Source organism: Bacteroides sp. f07 (genome assembly GCF_042854785.1).
In the GTDB taxonomy this organism is placed as follows: Bacteria; Bacteroidota; Bacteroidia; order Bacteroidales; family Bacteroidaceae; genus Bacteroides.
In genome coordinates, this window is record NZ_BAABXI010000001.1 from 3,197,496 (window position 1) to 3,219,554 (window position 22,059).

Consider the following 22,059-nt stretch of genomic DNA (forward strand, 5'->3'; position numbering starts at 1 on the left):
TCTGTTACTTAAATTTCGCATACCTGTTTGCCCCTTATCCTATTCACACTTCATACCACTATAATAAGATTATACTCTGCCGTAGAGAATAAGGAAAAGGGCACATAGATTAAACAGAAGAAGGCTATCGCTTCAACCGGTAAACCACAAACGAATCTACTTTATAGGCTCCGCCTTTGCTATAAAAGTCGATGTGACTGTAAGGTTCTGATGGAAAGACCTGATTGGTCATTGCAAAACGACCACCGTCACCGAATGCTTCCACACTTGATTTATCTACCAACAGGCGAAGTTTCAATTCATCCCTGCCGCTTTCAACAGCCGTCCATGTCAGCATCGGGAAGTTTTCGTTGAAGCCGACATCTCCGCTTTTACGACGGTCCATAGAGAATTTGTTCTCTTTCATATTATATTGCATATCCACTTCCTCACCTTTGTCATTGTAAAGACGGAAGCCGATAACGTCTGCATGTTGATTCTTGATAGCCAGTTCTATTTCGTAGGCGCCTTCGTTGCCCGGAATCATTTCTTTCACCGTGCGCGTCCCGTTCACTTTGAACGAGCGTTTCTTTGAGATGCCGCGCAGTTTCAGCAGTTCGGGAGAAGGGGCGGATTTGAGATAAATCCCACCATCTACGACAAACAGGCTCAAGTCGCGGGGAACAGAGTTCGGGCTGCGATATTGGGAAGTCGGAACATCGTTGGCATATTGCCAGTTACTCATCCACGCAATAGCGATGCGGCGGTTGTCGGGAGCATCGCTCCAAGTCACAGTGGCATAATGGTCTTTTCCCCAGTCCATCCATTTGGTAGCTTCCGGCTGGTTGTCGCAGACAAATTTCTTTCCGTCAAAGCTGCCGATAAAATACTGGGTGGCGGAGTCGCCGAAAGGTCCGTCGCCAAGGCTGCAAAGCAGCACCCATTTCTTTTCATCGGTTCCCTCCACCGGAAGTTCGAAGAGATCGGGACATTCCCATACATTACCATGGGCACCGTATCCTTCACCGAAGCTGCTTTCGAGCGACCACTCTTTCAGATTCGGAGAAGAGAATATTTGCATTTCCTGTCCTACGGCAAGTACCATAATCCAGCGTTTTGTTCCTTCGTACCAAAAGACTTTCGGGTCACGGAAGTCACGGGCTTCGGAGACTAGGACGGGGTTGTTTTCATATTTGGTAAACGAACGTCCGTTGTCGGTGCTGTAAGCGATACTTTGCACTTGGCGTTCGCCGTTCTGCGTATAGATGGCAATGATGGCGCCTGCACCGAAGCCAGCGGTATTGTTGTGGTCTACAACAGCCGAACCGCTGAATATGGTTCCGAACGCATCCGGAGCAATGGCAACCGGACGGTGTTCCCAATTAACCAGGTCTTTGCTGATGGCGTGCCCCCAGTTCATGTTCCCCCATTTGGAGCCATAAGGGTTGTATTGGTAAAACAGGTGGTATTCACCATCTTTATATACCATTCCGTTCGGGTCGTTCATCCATCCATAGAGGGGTGAGAAGTGATAGGCGGGACGGAACTTTTCGCGGTTGGAAGTATCGAACGTGTCGGACAGCTTCATTTCCTTGCAGCAAGCAGTATTGTCCGAAGAAAGGTTGACGCGAACCGGGTCGTTCGAGTTTAGTTTGAATTTGAAAGATATCAGTTGGCCGGAATAATCAGAGAGGTCTACCGGAACAAAGTAATCCACTTTATTGACAGCCAGACGGACATCGAAGTTCTTCACTTCCTTATTATCAACAATCATGCTGATACGCACGTCAGGAGACGCGTCTTCTACAGGCAACAGCAGGTATTTCTGAGTTGTGTTGACACGTACCAGGCAATGTCCTTCTCCTAAATTCTTTATTAAAAAAGAAGAATCAGCCGCTCGGAGTGAGAGTGAAACAGTCATAAGAACCAAACAAATCAGAAGAGTCTGAAGTTTTCTCAAAGGCAAAAATACATTCATGTTTTATGGTATTAAGGTTGCTACTTATTTTATGGTATCACATTTCTTGTTTACAGCGCAAAGATAGGCGCTCTGCTTCATTACGCCTATCACATTTGTTTCAAACGCTGTAAAAGATGTTACTTTCCGGTCAATAAGTACTCAGTTTTATATCGGATACGGTGACTTCGCCATCCGTACAGAAGACAGACCACGGATTCTTAGCCAAATCGTAGATACGGTTGGTGAAAGCGTATTTTCCGTTGACATAGACTACACATACGGATTGCTCGGTGTAGGCTTCGATGTGATATACATTGTCTGCTGCCGGAACGATAGCACGCTCTGTGATAGAAACCGCATCGTTCCATTCGCCAGTCTTTTCGTTTACTGTCACTTCTTTCATTTTCAGATAGCCGTATTTATCCTCAATGAAAATACGCACCTTTTCTTCCTTATCGCTGCAATCTACAAACGACAGTCCGAACACAGCTTCTGTTCCTTCGGGGACGGTTACGGTCATTGTTATCTTATTCTGGTTTCCCAAACGGGCGAAGCGGACAAAGGAGTTTGTCTTCAAGGTGTAAGAAGAAGCGGTAGATGCCACCTCTCCTACTCTCGCCTTTTCGGTCAAGGCAACCGGTTGTGAGTACTTGGCTGAGATAGCCTGCGGAACGTTCAGGCTTAATGTGCCGTCTTCGTTCTGGACCAGTTTATGAGCTACCAAGGCTCCTGCCCAATCGGTGTTACCTGTTGTTTTCCGACCTTCTCGGGTGGCACACCAGCCCCAAAGATAGCGGTTCTGTCCATCACTTGCCGTTTTACCCGCATAGAAAGAAGTAGCTTCCAGTTTTCCTTCATCCGGAAGCGTGGACGGGTATCCGTCACCGGAGAGATTCATCAGTTCGTCCAGTGTGCTTGCATAGAAATATTGCACCATGCGGGTAACGTCCTTATCGGAGTAAATCATGTACCAATAGTTGCCCATTTTGAATACGTCGGGACATTCATAGAAACGTCCCCATACATTCGTAAAGAAAGGTGCTGCCAATGTCCAGTCGTGAAGGTCGGTCGAGGTAAACTGCGCTATCACACTTTTGCCGTCTTTCAGGGTTGAAACCAACATCCGGTAAAGCTGCGCGTCATCATCATAAAAGACATACGGGTCACGGAATTCGTTCTTGTCGTATCCCTGTTCCACGGGAGAAGGCAGGCGGAAAGAACGGTCTTTTGTCCATGTCCTGCAATCTTTGGAAGTGGCTAGCAGAATCACTTCGCGAGGCTCGGCGGATTTGTGTCCGGTATAGAAAGTATAATAGGTCTTGCCGGCCTCATCATAGATTGTACTTCCTGTGCCGATGGCGGGGTCGTCTTCTACCGCTGCGCCGCAGGGGATGGCTTCACGGAAAGAGATGTAGTTGGCCGCGTCCGTAGTTGCCAATTCGTGGATGGGATGGTAAATGGTAGAGTTGCCGTCGCGGTCGTCCTGCAGATAGAGGATGCGGAACTCCTTGCTCACGGGGTCGAAGAAAGGCATCGGGTCGCCCACATAGCCGACATAAGGTTTATAGTAGGTGGTATAATTACCAGGTTCTGTCGAACTGAAGAAAGTCGTTGTTTCGTCCAGGTTCTTATCTGTTATGACCGGGGCGTTGTCGTCGCTGCAAGCAGTGAACGACATTGACATACCCAGCATTGAAGCTATTAATATCATAGTTTTCATAATTTTCTTTTCTTTCTGTTAGATTAAACGATGTCACTTACTCAAATAATCAATCGCATTCTCCGTCATTCTCGTCACATTGGACTGATATTGATTGCCGGAATTATTCTCGTCGTACCAGTCATAGAAAGGAGTGCCGATACAGATGGCTCTACCAGTTGTTTTTCCTGCGACCGTGCGCGGAGTAAATTCCGCAATGACAATTCCGTCTTTATCATCTCCTTCGGTTCCAGCGTAGCCCAAATCAATGCCACCGGTGTTATTCTTCCAGTTTTCTACTGATTGATAATCGCCCCAGTTAGAACCGACATACCAACGCAATGTACGGTTGGTGCAACGATAACCGATATCCGTCAATTTAACCAACGAACCGTTTTCGACTGATAAACCTTCAAAGATAGCATGGTCTTCATGACCGGCTCCGATTACGAAGCTGCCCGGAGCATCCGAGGTATAATCCGGTTTGGAATCAGGGAATGTGTTGTTAGGTCCCTTCCCGTCTGCCGGAATCATCCAGCGGTCACCGATATATTTCAAACATTCACCTGTCAGCAAGAGATTTCCACCATTTGCGTAATAGTCTCTTATCTTATCTTTAGTATCCCAGTTCAAGTCCGGCCAACCGTCGTTGCTGTCATGGAACCAAACCGTCCGGAAGTTTTCCGGAGCGAGTATCACATTGCCGTCCCTTATTTCAAGATAAGATACATATCGTGCTCCCGGGAATTTCTCCAGCATCCATGTAGCCGCCGTTTTTTCTTCTTCGGGCAACTCGGCAACCGTAGCAGCCAAGCCTACAAATGCCATCGGTTCCACCGATTTCACTTTCTCTACCGTGACGGTATAGGTAGCCACATTCAGGCGGTTCGTCACAGTATATTCTTTCGGAGTAGTGAAGTCGAGCGTGGTGCCGGACAACGGACTTACCGTAGCCCCGTCCGGAACAGTCACGATTGGCGACAAAGCCGTCACATCTACATCATCGAGCACATATACCAGAATCGTCTTGTCCGTTTCATTGATTCGACCGGCAGACTCTCCTATCATGAACTTGGTAATCTGCGGTTTGTCCGTTTCCACGGAAATTGTATAGTTCATGAACACATTGCCATTGGTGACCTTCACTACTACCGGCATGGTGAAGTTGACTGGTTTGCCGCTCTCAAGACTCGCCGTAGCACCTTCGGACAAAGTGAACACAGGCACCAGGTTTGTTACGTCCGTATCATCTGTCACATGTACCTTTATCGTCTTCGCCTGATTATCCTGCTCTATGATAAAGTGGTCGTTTCCTTGGATACGGAAAGAAGTAATCCATGTATCGCCGTTCAAGGCAAAGGAAGTATCATCATCGTCACTACATCCGGTTGCAGAAAAAGCCAGTGCAACCAGCAGCACCATATATATTTTATTAATCAAAGTCTTCATCGTTTTCCTGTTTATTAATTATCCCAACCATTATTCTGCTGATACAAACCACCGCTATAGTTTATCTGCTTCTGCGGTATAGGCAGATATTCGTTCTTTCCGGCCGTGAAGTTTGCGTTCGAGTAGTATGAGCGACGACCGGCCTCCGAATGGTAATACTGATTCATTACCGTTGCGGCATCTCCCCAACGAACCAGGTCGAAGAAACGGCTTCCTTCCAAAGCCAGTTCCAGACGGCGTTCCCATTTAAGGTCTCTCATTGCAGCACCTTTATCCGACCAGTCGGCGGACGTATAAGGAGCTACGTTGAAATTTGCTCCGTAGTCGAAAACAAGCGTCGTGCTACGGGCGGCACGGTTACGTATCTCATTGACCAGCGGCAGGGCTTCCGACAGTCGGTTCAACTGAATCAGGGCTTCCGCACGCATCAGTACCACGTCTGCATAGCGCAGCACGATACGGTTCATCGAGTTAGCCACAAAAGGAGAGTTTACTTTCTTCAGGCAAGAACAGTCGGGATCTACGTTCTCTTTCAGCGAAGAATAGAGTCCGTAATATTCCTGGTCGTTGCGTGTCCATGATTTGTCGAAAGTATAGTTTACGTTATACTTATAAGGGAATCCGGGGATGGCTACCGTATGGAACAGACGAGGGTCGTATTCACTTTGAGCATCGTAGTTGTCTTTCGTGTTATAGTTATCAAACAACGGTTTACCGCTTTCGGTACGGAAAGCATTGACAAGATTCTGGCTTGGTTTCTGAAAGTCACAGCATCCGAAGAACTGGGGAGCTGTCAGTTCGTTTCCAAAGTTCAGGTTACCATACATCGTATTGTCATCCTGTGAGTACTGGACTGCCCAAATGGATTCTTTTCCGTTTTCATATTGCGGCAGGAAGTTGTAGGCGAAATCTTCTTCCAGTCCGAAACCACCGGCAGTCATGGTGGCATTGTCCGTATAAGTCAGTACGGCTTTCAGGTCGTCTTCGTTAATTTCGGTCACTTCGTTCTTTTCGTTTTGGCGATAGGCCTTATAAAGCATGGTCTTTGCCAGGTAGGCGGAAGCGGCGGCTTGCGTAGGACGGCCTTTCTCCACTTGGGTGTCGGGCAAATGGTCGTAGGCGAACTTAAAGTCATCGGCTATCTTTTGCCAAAGCTGGTCGTTGGTGTACTGGCGGTTGGAAATCTTAGTATAGTCCGTGGTCGGGATGGTTTCATCCACATATACGATGTGCTTGAACATTACTTTCAGCAGGAACATATAATGTCCGCGCAGGAAACGCATTTCACCAATACGTTCGTTTTTCTTCGGGTAGGTGGCTTCGTCCATTCCGTCCAGTGATTTCAAGGCAGCGTTGGCACGTGCCACGCCCGAGTAGAGGCGATACCAGATATCATCAAAAGCCCAATTGTCGGTAGTCATGCCTGTGGCTATCTCCAGGAAGTGGAAATGCGAGCCGTCTTCGGAGTTCGCTCCGCCTTTATATGCATCGTCCGCACGGACATTGCCGTAGGGCCAAAGGCTGAAAGAACTGTTCATGTCCTCGCCGGAAACCATGTGGGCATAGGCGGCAATCACCAGATTGTCTACATTCTCAGGGTTGATGGTCTGCCCTTCGTCAGAGCTCCCCTGTAAATCTCTGTTCAGGAAATCATCACAACCGGTGGTACCTATCAGAGAGGCTGCCAGAAGCAAAGAGGATATATATAGTTTCTTGATTTTCATGATTCTTGTTGTTTAAAGATGAATGAATTAAAAGCCGATGTTGAAACCGAATGTCAGGTTCAAGGGGATTGGATAACCGAAGTTCGGATTTTCGGGATCCATGCCGGTGAAGTTCTTACTCTTGATGGTGAGCAGGTTCTGTGCACTAAAGTAGAATCGCAGGCGTTCCATCTTGATTTTCTTTGAAAGTTCCGTTGGCAGCGTATAGCCCAGTTGCAGATTACGGAGTTTCAGGTAAGAACCGTTTTCGATATAATAGCTTGAGATTCTCTTTTCGTTATTCAGGTCTTCAAGGCAGACGGCGGGAATGTTCGAGTTCGGATTCTCCGGTGTCCATGCGCCCAGCAGGCGGGTTCCGCGGTTGGCATTCATGTCTCCTACCGACCAAAAATCGGTGTTCTTCTTTACTTCATTGTAGACATCTACGCCTTGTACACCTTGCCAGAACATGGTGAGATCGAGGTTCTTGTATTCCAAGTAGATATTCAAGCCATAGGTGAAGTCGGGATTCGGGTTACCAATCCATGTCTGATCTTTGGTGTCGATGACTCCGTTATTATCCAGATCTTTGTAGCGGATACGTCCGATGCCTTTTCCTGTCTGGTCGGCATGGTTGTCTACTTCTTCCTGAGATTTGAAGATGCCATCAGCAATGTAGCCTGCCCTCATATTGATGGAATGACCGATGATGTTCATCACACCGTCGCCACCGAAGTCTCCGGTAGAAGCTACTTCACTGGGAACGAACAAGATTTTGTTGCGATATAATCCGAGATTAGCATTTATGTCATAACTCAATCCGAAGGCGGTTTTGTTGCGATAGCCCAGGTTGAATTCGAAACCTTTATTCTCCATCGAGCCGGCATTCCGCCACTGACCGCCGCCTTCGCCAAGGATGGCGATGTAAGAGGGCTTAATCAAGATGTCTGTCGTTTTCTTGTAATAGTATTCGGCAGATCCGTACAGGGTCTGGTTGAACAGGCTGAAGTCGATGCCGACATTGGTTTGGGTGGTTGTTTCCCACTTGATGTCGTCGTTTCCTATCTGAGTGCGGACAAAGCCGGAAGGGAGCAGCCCACCGCCGTTATTACCGGTGATATCATAAGAAGTGCCGTAAGTGGGAGGATTGCCTGTGCCGTATTTGGACTCGTAGATGGAATAGCGGGCATAGTTCTCAATATCCTGATTACCAGTCTGTCCCCATGCGGCACGGATTTTCAGGTCATCAATTACGCTCTTGGTCTTTTCCATAAATGCTTCTTCGCTGATACGCCATCCTAAGGAGACGGAAGGGAAAGTGGCGTATTTATTGTTGCTACCGAAACGGGAAGAGCCGTCACGACGGAGTGTAAATGAGAGCAAGTATTTGTCGGCATAGGAGTAGTTCAATTTTCCGAAGAAGGAAACAAGGGAGAAACCGCCGGCACCACCGCTTGCCTGTGACTGTCCTACACCTGCGGACGGGTACATATAATCGGGAGTCAGGATGGCGAATCCTTCGCGGTAAGCGGCAAAGTTGATATCGTCTTCACGATTCAACTCCATACCTGCCATAACATCGCCACGGTGTTTACCTATCTCCAGTTCGTAAGTGGCAACGGCATTCCACATCCATTTGGTGAAGTGTTCTTGTTTCATTTCCACTGCGTCCTTGTCGCTGTTCAGGAAGCCGGTGTTGTAAGGGAGCGTGAAATTACGCTGGTATTTCTGTGCGTAGTCCAAGCCGAAAGTAGAACGGATATTTAGTCCTTTCAAGGGGTTCAGATTGACGTATGCATCACCAAAAAGACGCCAGTAGGTATAGCGGTTGTTGCGGTTGTCGTAGACTACACGCGCTACGTTCTGACGGTCGGGCATGGTACTGTTGGGACCACCCCAGTTGGTTCCGTCTACCGTGCGGACAGGAATCATAGGAAGGGCAATCATTGCATCACTCATGATGTTGCCGGGAGCTTGCACTTCGGTGGTACGGTTGAGGGTGAAATGTTCGCCGATGGTCAAGATATTGTCTATTACTTTATAGTCACTGTTGATACGGGCGGAGATACGGTCGAAGTCGGTGTACTTTATCAGACCATCGTTCTTATAATATCCCAGAGAAAAGAAGTAGTTGCCGCGTTCCGTACCGTTGCTTAGTGAGAGGTTGTACTGCTGGATAAAGCCGGTGCGGGTAATTTCATCGAACCAGTCCGTATCACCGGTGGCAATTGTATGAGCATCATCTATGAATTTGGGGACGTAGATGTTGTTCAAGACGGGGCGTCCTTCGGCATTGTATCCCCAGTCGTATTGATAGCCGATAGAGTTGGCATTCGGATTATTACCGCTGTTTACGTTGGCTTGCCATAAAGTACGGCCGTATTGTTCGGTATTCATCATATCAAGTTTAGACTGGTACATGGAAGCGGATACCGAGGCATCGAAGTTTATCTTGATTTGACCTTTCTTACCTTGTTTAGTGGTGATGATGATTACTCCATTGGCAGCACGCGAACCGTAGATAGAAGCCGAAGCCGCGTCTTTCAGGACTTGGATGGATTCGATGTCGTTTCCGTTCAGTTCGTGCATACCTGCTTTAGATGGTACTCCGTCAATGATATAAAGAGGGTCGTTGTTGTTCAACGTACCGATGCCACGGATACGGACGGTAGCGGAGCCGCTCGGATTACCATCGGCTGTAATGTTCATACCGGGAACACGGCCTTGAAGGGCTTTCACCGGATTGTTCTCACCTTGTTTCTGAATCTCGTCTACCTTAACGACGGATACGGCACCGGTCAAATCGGCTTTGCGTTGAGTGGTATAGCCGGTCACAACGACTTCGTCCACCATCTGTGTATCTTCTTCTAATAGTACACGAATAGAAGCAGCCGCTTTCACGGTCACCGGTTTATAACCGATATACGAAATCTTTAAGGTTGAATGGGCGGGAACGGAAAGAGTGAAGTTACCGTCAAAGTCGGTAATTGTTCCGTTAGCCGTGGCTGTGGTTTCAATGACAGAGGCACCGATAACCGGCTGTCCGTCCGTCTTGGAAGTAACGTTTCCTTTCACTGTAATGTTTTGCCCCCAAAGGGTTGACATGAAAGCAAACAGGAAACAAACGCTGCTAAGAAGTTTTTTGTTCTTCATAAATACTGAGCATTAGTTTAATGTTATTAATTTAAAAGTACGAATTTTCTCTTTATCGATGATGCAAATTACGGTTGATTTATGTCAATCTGATGAAAGAAATGTTTCAAAGGCTGTTATTTTTGTTGCATAGGGCGCTATAATCACAGAAAACGCTACCTTTGTATAGTGATAAGAAGCTAAAAATAGAGTCGGTTACAAATTATAACCAACTGAAAAATGAATGATATGAAAACAATCTCCAACGAACAACTTACGATTCAAGTATCTCCGCATGGAGCCGAACTTTGCAGTATCTTTGCCAATGGAAAAGAATATCTGTGGCAAGCCGACCCTGCATTTTGGAAACGCCACTCCCCTGTCCTGTTCCCCATTGTAGGAAGTGTGTGGGAAAACGAGTATCGCAATGAAGGTATTCCTTATGTACTTACCCAACATGGTTTTGCCCGCGATATGGAATTTACGCTTGTTTCTGAGAAAGAGGACGAAGTATGTTATCGTCTTGTCAGCAATGAAGAAACGTTGCAGAAATATCCGTTTCCCTTCTGTCTGGAAATAGGTTACCGTATTCATGGGAAGCAAATTGAAGTGATATGGAGAGTTAAGAATACCGGTGAAAAAGAAATGTCTTTTCAGATTGGCGCACATCCTGCTTTCTATTGGCCGAATTTTGATGCTGCCACTTCAGAAAGAGGTTTCTTCGGATTCGATAAGAAAGAAGGGTTGAAGTATATTCTTATCTCTGAAAAGGGATGTGCAGACCCTTCTACTGAATATGCGTTAGAGTTGACGGATGGATTGTTGCCACTTGATATACATACTTTCGATAAAGATGCTCTGATATTGGAAAATGAGCAGATTCATAAAGTCGCCTTATATAATAAGGAAAAACAGGCTTATCTAAGCCTGCACTTTGATGCTCCGGTGGTAGGACTTTGGTCACCGCCTGCCAAGAATGCTCCTTTCGTATGCATCGAGCCTTGGTACGGACGTTGTGACTGTGCACACTATACAGGTGAATACAGAGATAAAGAATGGATGCAGCATTTACAACCTGAAGAGATATTCCAAGGGGGATACACAATTGAAATAAATGAGTAATTGACGAATAACCAACAATATTCAAACAATGCCCGAACTAAAAGTAGCTGCCGGATTCACATCCGACAGCTACTCACACCTAATTCTAATCTACAAAACCTAACTTATAAACCCAATCTATATACTTTTAATGAATCAACATTGAATACTCCCCCTTTACTGTAAAAACACATACGGTTGTATGGTTCTGTCGGAAAGACGAGATTAGTCATTGCTATCTTTCCCCCATTCAGAAAGACTTCTACCGAACATTTATCAACAAAAATATCCAAAGTATATCTTTTCTCTTTCCTTATAGGTGCCCAGGTAGCCAATGCGAAATCATCCATATAATTAATCGAAATCGTTTTTCTACGGTTGTGGGCTTCCAGTTTATGAGATACGCTATTCTTACCGAAATCCACAATACCGCTTTTCGTACGATCCATTACCAGTTTTTCCTCAGGAAGATTGAAATAGATGTCAACTTTCTCACCCTTATCATTAAAGAGGCTGAATCCTATAATCTCCGCTTTTCCGGCAGTAATATCCAATACAAGTTCATAAGAACCTTCATTCTCAGCCAATAAAGTATCAATATGACAATCTCCGGTAACTGTAAAAGCAGGAATCTCCTTACTTTCTTTCCGCAACGTCCTGACTTCCGCTACCGGAGCAGCGGAAAGATAAATATCATTGTCTTGTGTGTACAGTCCCAATTCACGTGGCAATGCATTGGCACTGCGGAATTGTTCCGACGGAACAAATTCGCAATACTGCCGGTTATTCATCCAAGGGACTACAATTGTCCGTTCACCTGTATTTGAGAAACAAGCTGTAACAGAATGGTCTTTTCCCCAATCCAGCCATTTTGTGACATCAGGCTGATTGTCACAAATAAAATTCGTCCCGTCAAAGTTTCCAATAAAATACTGAGTTGCACTACCGCCGAAGTAACAGCCTGGATTTACATTGACTATCAAAGCCCATTTCTTACGACCGATATCTCCATCTACCGGAAGTTCCACCATATAAGGATATTCAAATAAGCAAGGCTGAACTCCGTATCCTTCTCCAAAGCTGCTCATATACTTCCAGACTTTTTTATCTTTGGAATCATAAAAGCTTATTTCCTTACCGGCAGACACAATCATCACCCATTTATTCTCCGATGCATACCAAAAAACTTTGGAAATATTAAAGACTTCCAAGTCATCGGAAAAGATATGTTCCAATGTATCACGAGAAGTAGTCGGTACTAAACACTCCCAATGTATAAGGTCTTTGCTGACAGAATGTCCCCAATACATATTTTCCTGTTTAGAACCATAGGGGTGATATTGAAAATAGATATGATATTCTCCGTCTTCATAGGATAATCCGTTTACATCGTTCATTCGGCCGTAAAGAGGAGTATGATGGTAGACAGGACGGAATTTATCCGTATTTGTTGTATCAAGCGTACCGTTTGTGTGGCAACAAGTTAGTCCGCAGACGACTACCAGCACAAGTAGTATACCTTTATATCGTTTTATCCAGGGGAGTATTCTCATAGCAACAAAGTATTCTTAATTCATACAAATTTTTAATCAAAAATAAGACGAAGGCAAAGATAGGGGGTATCTTTACCGTCGTCTATAAACTTTGTTTCAAAGGATGTCAATTTTGATACACACCTTATTTGGGAAGTAACAAAAATAAAGACAGACAACCTCTTTGTTTTCCTGAATTTATTTTTCTACTTTTGAAGCCAATCTTTAGACCTCTGCCTATGCCGGCCAATAGAAATGCCTTAATACGCTATAAAACGATTGATAACTGTCTGCGTAATCCTTACCGACGCTGGACGTTGGAAGATTTGATGGACGCCTGTTCGGATGCCCTCTATGAATATGAAGGCATTGACAAAGGAATAAGCAAGCGTACCGTACAAATGGATATCCAGATGATGCGCAGCGAAAAACTGGGATATAACGCCCCGATTATTGTGTACGAGAATAAATATTATAAATACGAAGACCCGGAATACAGTATCACGCAAACTCCGCTGAACGAACAGGACTTGAAAACAATGTCGGAAGCAGTGGAAGTGTTGCGGCAGTTCAAAGGATTCTCTTATTTCACGGAAATGAGCGACATTATCAACCGCCTGGAAGACCATGTGGCTTCCGCCCGGATGAAAACAACTCCGGTCATCGACTTCGAAAAGAATGAATCACTGAAAGGGCTGGATTACCTGGACACCATCTATCACGCCATTGTAAACGAGCATCCGATACGAATCAAATACCGTTCGTTCAAAGCACGCTCGGCAAACGAATTTATTTTTCATCCTTATCTATTAAAAGAATACCGGAACCGATGGTTCGTCTACGGAGTAAGAAGAAGCGGACGAATATTGCAGAATTTAGCTTTGGACAGAATACATTCATTGGAAGTCCTGACTCAAGAACCCTATATAAAGAATACATTCTTCGACCTGAATACATTCTTTGACGATCTGGTCGGAGTGACTAAAAACTCAGGAAGCAAAGCAGAGAAAGTCGGTTTCAAAGTGGCGGCTGACGAAGCGCCTTACATTATTACCAAGCCTATACATCACAGTCAGCATTTAGTGGAAGAACTCGCTGACGGAAGCGTCATACTGGAAATTGAAGTAGTCATCAATCACGAACTCGAACGGGTATTCTTCGGATATGCCGACGGGATACAAATCCTGTATCCGGAGACATTGACAGAATTGATGGGCAAAAAACTAAAAAGAGCTGCCGAACAATATACTAATTCAAAATGAAAAGGAGCCACTGCCGATAAATCATCCTATCCGCCATTCAATAAAAAAGTTTGGAGAACCGTTTATTCTCCAAATAAAGTTTTTGCACACTCATATCCTTCCTGATAAAACTCTGTCAGCTTCTGCACATCTTTCTCGATACGGTCTACAGTAACAGGTTTCAGCGGACGGATAACGATAATCTTTCCTTCGTCTTCCATACGCTCCACCATTTCCAACTGTTCATTATACACGGCACAGCGATGACTCAATGCTTCGCGGAGCTTCGGGTATTTACGGTATACGAATGACGGGACACGAATATCTTTCGAATCTTTCCGGTAGCCACGGTTGCGGGTGAGCACAACCACATTGCGCGTGTAGCCATCGGCAATGGCACGCTGCAAAGGAATAGAGTCAACGATTCCCCCATCAAGCATCGGAACACCGTCCACATAAGCAATGGGGCAAACAATAGGCAGGCTGCTGGAAGCACGGACGATATCAATCACCCGGTTCTTGTCTTTCTTCTCTTCAAAATAGTTGGCTTCTCCCGTCAGGCAATTCGTGGTCACCATGACGAAACGTTCGGACGACGCGAAATACGTTTCATAATCATACGGAAGAATATGTTCCGGAAATTCGTTGAACAGCAAATCGAAGTCAAGGATATTCCGCTTCTTGAGCAGATACTTCAAACCGATATAATTGTATTCTTCCAACAAGTCAATGTTACTGTATTTGGCACGTCCCCGTTGACGGGACGCATAGGACAATCCGTTGCATGCTCCGGCAGATACCCCTATCACATAAGGAAACCGGATGTCACAATCCATCAAATAATCAAGTACGCCACAAGTAAACACTCCGCGCATCCCCCCACCTTCCAACACTAACCCCGTGGATTCGTCGATATGTAAATTCTTCATTTTTTCCCGTTACTTTTATTCCTGCGGATGACCAACAGAGAAGATAATTCCTTCATCACCGATTCATCCTCAGATAATTTAGAATAAGAAAGATGGCTCATTATCAACAGCCCATCTTTCTCATCAGTTACTAATTCTTCAATTCCCTCAAACCAGTTTACACTGACCTGTCCGGGATAATGCGCCATCAAATTGTCAATCCGTTGCACGAAACCTTCATCATCCGTATCGAATGCGAAGAGACGTACGGAATGTCCGTTCTGCAACATCATTTCGAGATATGAAAGCATGAATGCGTCAATCATACCGCCCAAAACGAAACTGACCAAAGCCCCTTCCCGGTACTGACGATTCACAAATACAGCGACAGGACACTTCACCTGCTCCATGATTCCGTCAATCTTGTCACGAAACAAAGGCAGCCATAAGATAGCTCCCGGAGTTCCGGTCACCGGCATATCGGAACGATAATGGCTTCCGGCTCCCAACAGCAGCATATCGGGATGCTCGTCGCGGACAAAATGAATCATTTCCTGCACCAGTTTATCCGTCACCCGGTAATGATTGCCTACCTCTATATCCAGCTCTTTTGCCCGCTGATTGAGCAAAACAAAGCTTTCTTTGGCATAATGTGCCGCATTCAACGGATTCAAGTCCGTACCTACTGTATAATGTGCCGCAATCAGATGATTCTTCTTCAGTTGTTTTCCAAACAACAAAGCGTAAATGGAAAGCAACTTGCTCCCGGATTCCGGACGCCCGAAGCAAAATATCAATTTGCGTTTCAAAGATAGCTTTTCTTCCCGATGTACAAAAAAACGTTCGACCAAATGTAGCAGCGGAGTGGTCATAAAGGTTGTAACTAACGCCATAATGACCAATATTACAAAAATAGATGGCGGAAGAACTCCCATTTCATAACCGATATTCAAAGCGACAAGTTCCATCAGTCCACGGGTGTTCATCAATGTGCCTATCGTCAGACTATCTTTCCACGATTCCCCCACCAGGCGAGCGGCAATGGCACAGCCACCCAGTTTTCCGGCTATGGCAACTGTCACCAACAACAGGCAAACGAGCCACAATTCCGGACTGTTTATCAAACCTATCTCCGTGCGAAGCCCTGTAAAGGCAAAGAACAGAGGCAGGAAAAACACCAAAGAAATGTCCTCCACTTTTTCCATCATTACTTTACGAAAACCGATATTGGACGGCATCACCACTCCTGCCATGAAAGCGCCGAACAAGGCATGGATGCCGATAATCTCCGTAATGCAGGATGAAATAATAAGAATCAGCAGGATAAACGCTACGAATGTTTTGTTAATGGCTTCCTGATTGGCATAGACCTCTCCCACTTTCTTGAGGAACGGGCGGACTACCAGAAACATAATCGCAATATACACCACAGCCAGCCCCACCGAGTAGAGAGCGCTTGTAAAACTCCCTGCTTTCGAGATGGCAATCACCACCGCCAACAGGCACCAGGCAGTCACATCGTCGTTGGCAGCGGAAGCAATGGTAAGTGTCCCTAAAGGGGATTTAGTCATGTTCCTCTCCTGAATAATACGCGCCAATACAGGAAAGGCGGTGATGCTCATGGATATACCGATGAACAGAGCAAAAGGCAGGAACGGAGTTTGGGAAGCGGCATATTCTTCATAAATCCAATAAGAAGAAAGGATACCGAGGAAGAAAGGCACTAAAATCCCGGCATGACTAATAACGAGCGTTTCATTGATTTTATTCTTCAACACACTGAAATCCAGCTCCATGCCAATGACAAACATAAAGAGTATCAGTCCTACCTGACTCAACAGTTCGAGATTAGTGAGCGAATGGACGGGAAAAAGAAAATGGAAAGCATCGGGAAAGAAAAGTCCGAGCACGGAAGGCCCCAACACGATACCGGCTACGATTTCTCCAATCACTCCCGGTTGCCCTATGAGGTTGAACAGGTAGCCGAAGAGCCGCACCATCAACAAGACAGCTATAATTTGAATAAGCAATGTAGTGAGCGGATGATGCAAGTTATCTTGCAGGAACTGGAGAAACATGGCGAAAGGACTGCCTTGTACCACATTCAGCGTATCTACCGCATGATGCGAAAACCGGTCGCCCTCTTCAATAGCAACATAAATCAACCCTCCAAACAAAAGTAACATCAAGACATAGATGACATAATTCTTCCGAGCCCTATTCCGCATAAGTTCAAGCTTTTACTATTTGTTGCATAATTATAATAAAAACAAACGAAAAAGGCAGAAAGTTTGGCAAAAACAGTAAATATTCAAACAAAACCTTGTTTTTTTACTTCAATCTACGTAACTTTAGGCTAGCTTAATTGTTTTAGTAGGAAAAAGATAAAAAAGTCCTGCCCGCAGGCAAGCACCATGAGAATTCAGTTTGAGATTAAAGAAAAATTGCCGGAAATCATTGAGGAAATCATGCATTCCGAGAAATGGCAAACTTCCGTGAAGGAAGAAATCAGCGGCCGGACGACCGTTGTGATTCGCGACCAGGCATATGGTTCAGAAGCTACCATTGAAATCTATGCTACATCTATCGAAATCAAAACCGCATGGTCCAAGTACTCCTATCGTATATTTGTAACCAACGACATCATATGGTGCGAATATAACGGTGCCTATCGTGGATTATTGGAACAAGTGCTCTTGCCGACCATCACCCCGAAAGAAGGTCTGCTCAATTCGGACGTGACCGAGAGTTCGCTTTATGGAAATGAACATAAAAAACTAAGGGAGTACGCTGAAGCAAACCTGAAGCTGAAGCAATTCCGTCGGGAGAACTTTAATGAACAAAAGAGTGGGACTGCACGATTTGACCATCCGAAACGTGTGTATGATGAGTTCATCAAAGAAGATTATGTAGTGACTTCTCAAAAGAGAGAGTAACCTGCGTCCTGTACATTACAACATTAACCTTGTACCATCGCATTGGCACAACTGTACCGCACCATTGGCGCAGTCATGCCAATGCGGTATTATAATTGTACCAACTAACCGTGCCGGGATACGGTAATATTCATTCTTTTTTTATGCAATTTGAACCCAAACAGATGGTTTTCAAAAGAGGAATCCTTATATTTGTAGCCAAAACAAATTTAATATGAATGTCATAAGAATGAAAAAAAGTATCCTTATCGCTGCCTTAGGCTTATTCAGCCTGAGCGCAATGGCACAAGACGCAAAACCCCAAGAGGGATTTGTATTCACGACAGTGAAAGAAAACCCGATTACTTCAATCAAGAATCAGAACCGTTCGAGCACTTGCTGGAGTTTCTCAACCCTCGGATTCGTTGAATCAGAATTGCTTCGTTTAGGCAAAGGCGAATATGACCTGGCCGAAATGTTCGTAGTACACAAAACCATGCAAGACCGTGGAATAAACTATGTACGTTATCACGGTGACAGTTCTTTCTCCCCCGGCGGCAGTTTCTATGACGTAATGTACTGTATCAAGAATTATGGTATCGTTCCTCAGGAAGTAATGCCGGGAATTATGTATGGTGACAGTCTGCCGGTGCACAACGAACTGGACGCTGTTGCCAGTGGATATATCAACGCTATCGCCAAAGGTAAACTGAGCAAACTGACTCCGGTATGGAAGAACGGACTGGCTTCTATTTATGACACCTATTTAGGAAAATGCCCGGAAAGTTTCACGTATAAAGGAAAGGAATATACTCCGAAGTCTTTTGCCGAATCACTGGGACTAAATCCTGACGATTACGTATCACTGACTTCTTATACCCACCATCCGTTCTATTCTCAATTTGCTATCGAAATTCAGGATAACTGGCGTAACGGCCTGTCTTACAACCTGCCCATCGATGAATTGATGGCTGTAATGGACAACGCAATAAAGAAAGGTTATACTTTTGCATGGGGCAGCGATGTTAGTGAACAGGGATTCTCACGTGACGGTATTGCCGTTATGCCGGATGCAGCGAAAGAATCTGAACTTTCCGGTTCGGACATGGCTCGCTGGACTGGCTTGACTGCTGCCGACAAGCGCAGAGAATTGTTCACCAAACCTTTCCCTGAAAAAGATATCACCCAGGAAATGCGTCAGATTGCTTTCGACAACTGGGAAACAACAGATGACCACGGAATGGTTATCTACGGTATCGCTAAAGACCAGAACGGAAAAGAGTACTTCATGGTGAAGAATTCCTGGGGTAAATCTGGCAAATACAATGGTATCTGGTATGCTTCCAAAGCATTCGTAGCCTACAAGACTATGAATATTCTGGTACACAAAGATGCGCTTCCTAAAGATATTGCCAAAAAGTTAGGCATTAAATAAACGTTATTCATATCGAATATTTTCTCATCGTAGTAAGAACATTTTCTCACGATGATAAGAATTAATACTCATCCCTATGAGAATATTTTCTCATCGCGATGAGTATTTTTTCTCATAACGATGAGAATTGTTTGAGAATATAATAAGGTATATTATGCTATGTATTAACTAAATAGCAATTTATTATTTGATAGTTCCCATAGAAACCTTTCCATATACCCACACTCATCCTTATCCTCCAGAGTCAAATCTTAAAAGAAGAACAATTCATATTAAAAATAGAACATTAAAAAACTATTTTTTCCACTATTCACTTGCAAACAATTAAAAATAGAACATCATTATAGAAAAATAGACCTTGTTAATCAAGAATTGTTAGCCGAACTTTGCAAAGTTTTATTAAATATGCAATAAAAGCAAGAAACAAAATGAGAAACTTAGAGAAACTATTTTGGGTAGCTTGTGCTGTTTTTTTCTTTACATCATGTGAAGAGACTTACAATGACAAGCTATTCTGGCCGAGAGAAATCAGCCAAGAATATGGCTCATATATTAAGCCATATACGTTAGACCTAACCTACAGTGGAGAGAAGTTAATTGGAAAAACTGTCAGCTTTAAGACAGAAGATAGCGAGACGGGGACGTTGACGCTAAATGGTGTGATTCCGGGAGAAACGATTACTCCCATTAATGGCATCAAACTTTATGAGAATGGAGAAAAAGACGCCTATACCTTCAGTGGAAAAAATACCACGATGGGTGGCGCAACGGTAGAATATGAAGGAACAATAACTCCGAAAGCTATGCAGTTGTCACTTGAGGTGACGATGGCGTATGCCAGTTCTGTTGCACGGACATATATTTTTCCGGAACGTTCATACACCGATCCGACCAGCCCGTCAACTCGCCAAAGCGGGGCATCTTATATCAATATAGAATCATCTGACCCAATGGGAGCATTTATTGCTGCCATATTGCCACAACTTGCATATCCGTTGTTAGACACAATGCTGCCATACGCTCTGCAAAGTATAAAACTGGAGAAAGATGGCAATGTCAGTGCCTACTACACAACAGATCCTTTTGATTTTAACGAAATCACAGCAAATCAGACTCTAACTGACGCTAAATTCAAACAATGGATACAAAGCCGGAATTATACCGCTTCACCCAAAGGGTTAGCCTATTGGAGTTATGCTAATCAGACTTTATCAGTACAATTAAATGTTCCCGCAGTTATTTCATTGATTACCCAAAACAGCGGACAGGAATTAGACCCGAAACTAATCAACGGAATATGTGAGGCACTATTAAAATCAGACCCTATACGATTGAAAGCCGCACTAAGTGCGGTTAATCTGATTCTAAACAATGAAGTTATCAATTATATCTTAAATGTAGATGACGTTACCTTTACAACGATATTCTCCTGGATTAAAGATGGAATACCGTTGGAAATGAAACAAAATGAAGAACATACTTACGCATACCTTACTAAAGAATCACTAATGCCCATCATGAAAGCCGCCCTTCCTATTCTCGGTGAAAAGCTGGAAGAACTGGGAATGTCCGCAGATGATATATTAGGATTGTTAGCCACAATAGATATAATGAATATAGGACTTGACCTCACCCAACAAGTTTCAGCCCAATAAACAAGTAACCAGTAAAAAAGACAATGAAGAAAATATCAACTTTATTAATAAGCAGCCTCGTTTGCATAACAGGTATGACAACCTCTTGTAGCGAAGATTACCCGGGACCGGATCCCGTAGATGTAACAGCGAATTATTCAAACAAGCATCTTAGTCATTCCAATTTAATTTTGAATTATAGTGGAGAAGAGTTACTTGGCAAAAGTATTGACTTCAGTACAGTGAAAGGAGAAAGTGCTAATATCACTCTTTACGATATTCTCCCAGGAGAAGAAGTTGTTTCACTAAGAAATATATCTTTGACAGGAACAAGTAATGAATATACTTTTTCAGGAGATGCAGTTGGAACAAATACCAATATTCAATTCCATTATGATGGCAAAGTAGAAAAAGGGCATCTTATTTTTAACCTTACGGATATACAAACTGCCGGTAGTCCACAATGGAGCAACAATTATCTATTTTCCGAGATCACTAAAGTATCCAATGAAAATATGGGAGCAGAGACACCAGTGACTGGCGCCGGTTTTGTTGATACCAAAATGGCAGCAGGCTCCGATTCGGATTATAATGTATTTTTACGAAGTACATTAGCATATTTTCTACCACAATTTCTTCATTCCGTAACATTGAAAGCCGATGGAAATATTCAAGCTGAATATTCTACCGGTCCTATTATGATTGATGGTAAAGTTCCAGATATGGAAGCAGAAGGAGCTATGATGAATATTGTGCAGTTTATTTTTTCCAAACTATTGGGAGGGGGAGTTACCAATGATGATGTAACAGTTGTAATAAAAGACCGCACTTACTATACTTCGCCAACAAATTTGGTTTATTGGTATCCTAAAGATGGTCAAATCAGGATTAAACTTAATTTGCCTGCCATAATTACAGTCGCAATGAAAGGACAAGGAAAAGTGATAGATGAGAATCTATTAGCTTCTCTTACTGATATAATTTTAAAAATGGATCCAATTGCACTTAAAGGAATACTGATTAAAATAAATGGAACTTTACAAAATGACATCATAAAATTCATTACAAACCTGGATGATGTAACTTTTAAGACCTTCTTTGAATGGATCACAGTGGGAATTCCAATGAATATAGAGAAAGCAGATGGACATACACATCTCTATTTGGATAAAGTAACTATGCAACCTATTTTAGATATGATACCGAGTTTAGTCCCGATTATTATAAATATGTTACCAGAATCAACAGACGATTTCTCTAAAATGATGTTAGAAACCTTGCTTAATCAGTTCGCTGGTGATTGGGGAAATTCCGAAAAATTCAATATCGGACTCGACTTAGTACCAAACAAGTAACATAAAAAGATGATTA

Annotated in this window: 13 protein-coding genes and 1 pseudogene; 6 read left to right on the top strand and 8 right to left on the bottom strand. The window is 43.9% G+C overall.

What is annotated here, in order from left to right:
* Window positions 1–124: 124 nt before the first annotated feature.
* From ACGHVY_RS13055 to ACGHVY_RS13075, 5 genes are all read right to left on the bottom strand, one after another.
* Window positions 125–1,957 (bottom strand): DUF4980 domain-containing protein, encoded by a 1,833-nt coding sequence (locus ACGHVY_RS13055; RefSeq protein WP_390599416.1) that lies wholly within the window; start codon window positions 1,955–1,957, stop codon window positions 125–127.
* Window positions 1,958–2,087: 130 nt separating this feature from the next.
* The gene (locus tag ACGHVY_RS13060) at window positions 2,088–3,659 is read right to left on the bottom strand and encodes a glycoside hydrolase domain-containing protein (RefSeq protein WP_390599417.1); all 1,572 of its coding nucleotides are present in this window, start codon (window positions 3,657–3,659) and stop codon (window positions 2,088–2,090) included.
* Between the two features lie 33 nt (window positions 3,660–3,692).
* Entirely contained in the window at window positions 3,693–5,087 is a 1,395-nt protein-coding gene (locus ACGHVY_RS13065) for a DUF4960 domain-containing protein (protein ID WP_390599418.1), read from the bottom strand.
* 14 nt (window positions 5,088–5,101) lie between these two features.
* A complete protein-coding gene (locus ACGHVY_RS13070) occupies window positions 5,102–6,805 on the bottom strand; it encodes a RagB/SusD family nutrient uptake outer membrane protein (RefSeq protein WP_374047427.1) in 1,704 nt (567 codons plus the stop codon).
* Between the two features lie 33 nt (window positions 6,806–6,838).
* Window positions 6,839–9,943 carry a TonB-dependent receptor gene (locus ACGHVY_RS13075; protein ID WP_308746832.1) on the bottom strand — a complete coding sequence of 1,035 codons (3,105 nt, stop codon included), beginning with the start codon at window positions 9,941–9,943 and terminating at the stop codon, window positions 6,839–6,841.
* A 228-nt stretch (window positions 9,944–10,171) separates the two neighbouring features.
* On the opposite strand from ACGHVY_RS13075, the gene ACGHVY_RS13080 reads away from it, so the two are divergent.
* A complete protein-coding gene (locus ACGHVY_RS13080; RefSeq protein ID WP_390599685.1) occupies window positions 10,172–11,044 on the top strand; it encodes an aldose 1-epimerase family protein in 873 nt (290 codons plus the stop codon).
* Window positions 11,045–11,148: 104 nt separating this feature from the next.
* Here ACGHVY_RS13080 and ACGHVY_RS13085 read toward each other — a convergent pair.
* Window positions 11,149–12,486 (bottom strand): annotated as a pseudogene (locus tag ACGHVY_RS13085) (glycoside hydrolase family 32 protein); the annotation flags it as partial.
* A 308-nt stretch (window positions 12,487–12,794) separates the two neighbouring features.
* Between ACGHVY_RS13085 and ACGHVY_RS13090 the strand changes: the two are divergent.
* A complete protein-coding gene (locus tag ACGHVY_RS13090) occupies window positions 12,795–13,817 on the top strand; it encodes a helix-turn-helix transcriptional regulator (RefSeq protein ID WP_390599419.1) in 1,023 nt (340 codons plus the stop codon).
* Window positions 13,818–13,879: 62 nt separating this feature from the next.
* Here the strand turns inward: ACGHVY_RS13090 and ACGHVY_RS13095 are convergent, their stop codons facing one another.
* On the bottom strand, window positions 13,880–14,725 hold the full coding sequence (locus tag ACGHVY_RS13095) for a patatin family protein (protein ID WP_390599420.1): 846 nt from the start codon (window positions 14,723–14,725) through the stop codon (window positions 13,880–13,882).
* The gene (locus ACGHVY_RS13100) at window positions 14,722–16,932 is read right to left on the bottom strand and encodes a cation:proton antiporter (RefSeq protein WP_390599421.1); all 2,211 of its coding nucleotides are present in this window, start codon (window positions 16,930–16,932) and stop codon (window positions 14,722–14,724) included. The genes ACGHVY_RS13095 and ACGHVY_RS13100 overlap by 4 nt, the downstream gene beginning before the upstream one ends.
* A 186-nt stretch (window positions 16,933–17,118) precedes the next feature.
* Here ACGHVY_RS13100 and ACGHVY_RS13105 point away from each other — a divergent pair, with 186 nt between their 5' ends.
* From ACGHVY_RS13105 to ACGHVY_RS13120, 4 genes are all read left to right on the top strand, one after another.
* The gene (locus tag ACGHVY_RS13105) at window positions 17,119–17,640 is read left to right on the top strand and encodes a hypothetical protein (RefSeq protein ID WP_390599422.1); all 522 of its coding nucleotides are present in this window, start codon (window positions 17,119–17,121) and stop codon (window positions 17,638–17,640) included.
* 229 nt (window positions 17,641–17,869) lie between these two features.
* Window positions 17,870–19,054, top strand: coding sequence for an aminopeptidase C (locus tag ACGHVY_RS13110; protein ID WP_390599423.1), 1,185 nt, complete (start codon window positions 17,870–17,872; stop codon window positions 19,052–19,054).
* Between the two features lie 428 nt (window positions 19,055–19,482).
* Window positions 19,483–20,709: a DUF4925 domain-containing protein gene (locus ACGHVY_RS13115; protein WP_390599424.1), complete on the top strand. Its 1,227-nt coding sequence runs from the start codon at window positions 19,483–19,485 to the stop codon at window positions 20,707–20,709.
* 23 nt (window positions 20,710–20,732) lie between these two features.
* Window positions 20,733–22,043: a DUF4925 domain-containing protein gene (locus tag ACGHVY_RS13120; RefSeq protein WP_390599425.1), complete on the top strand. Its 1,311-nt coding sequence runs from the start codon at window positions 20,733–20,735 to the stop codon at window positions 22,041–22,043.
* The last annotated feature ends 16 nt before the right edge of the window (window positions 22,044–22,059 follow it).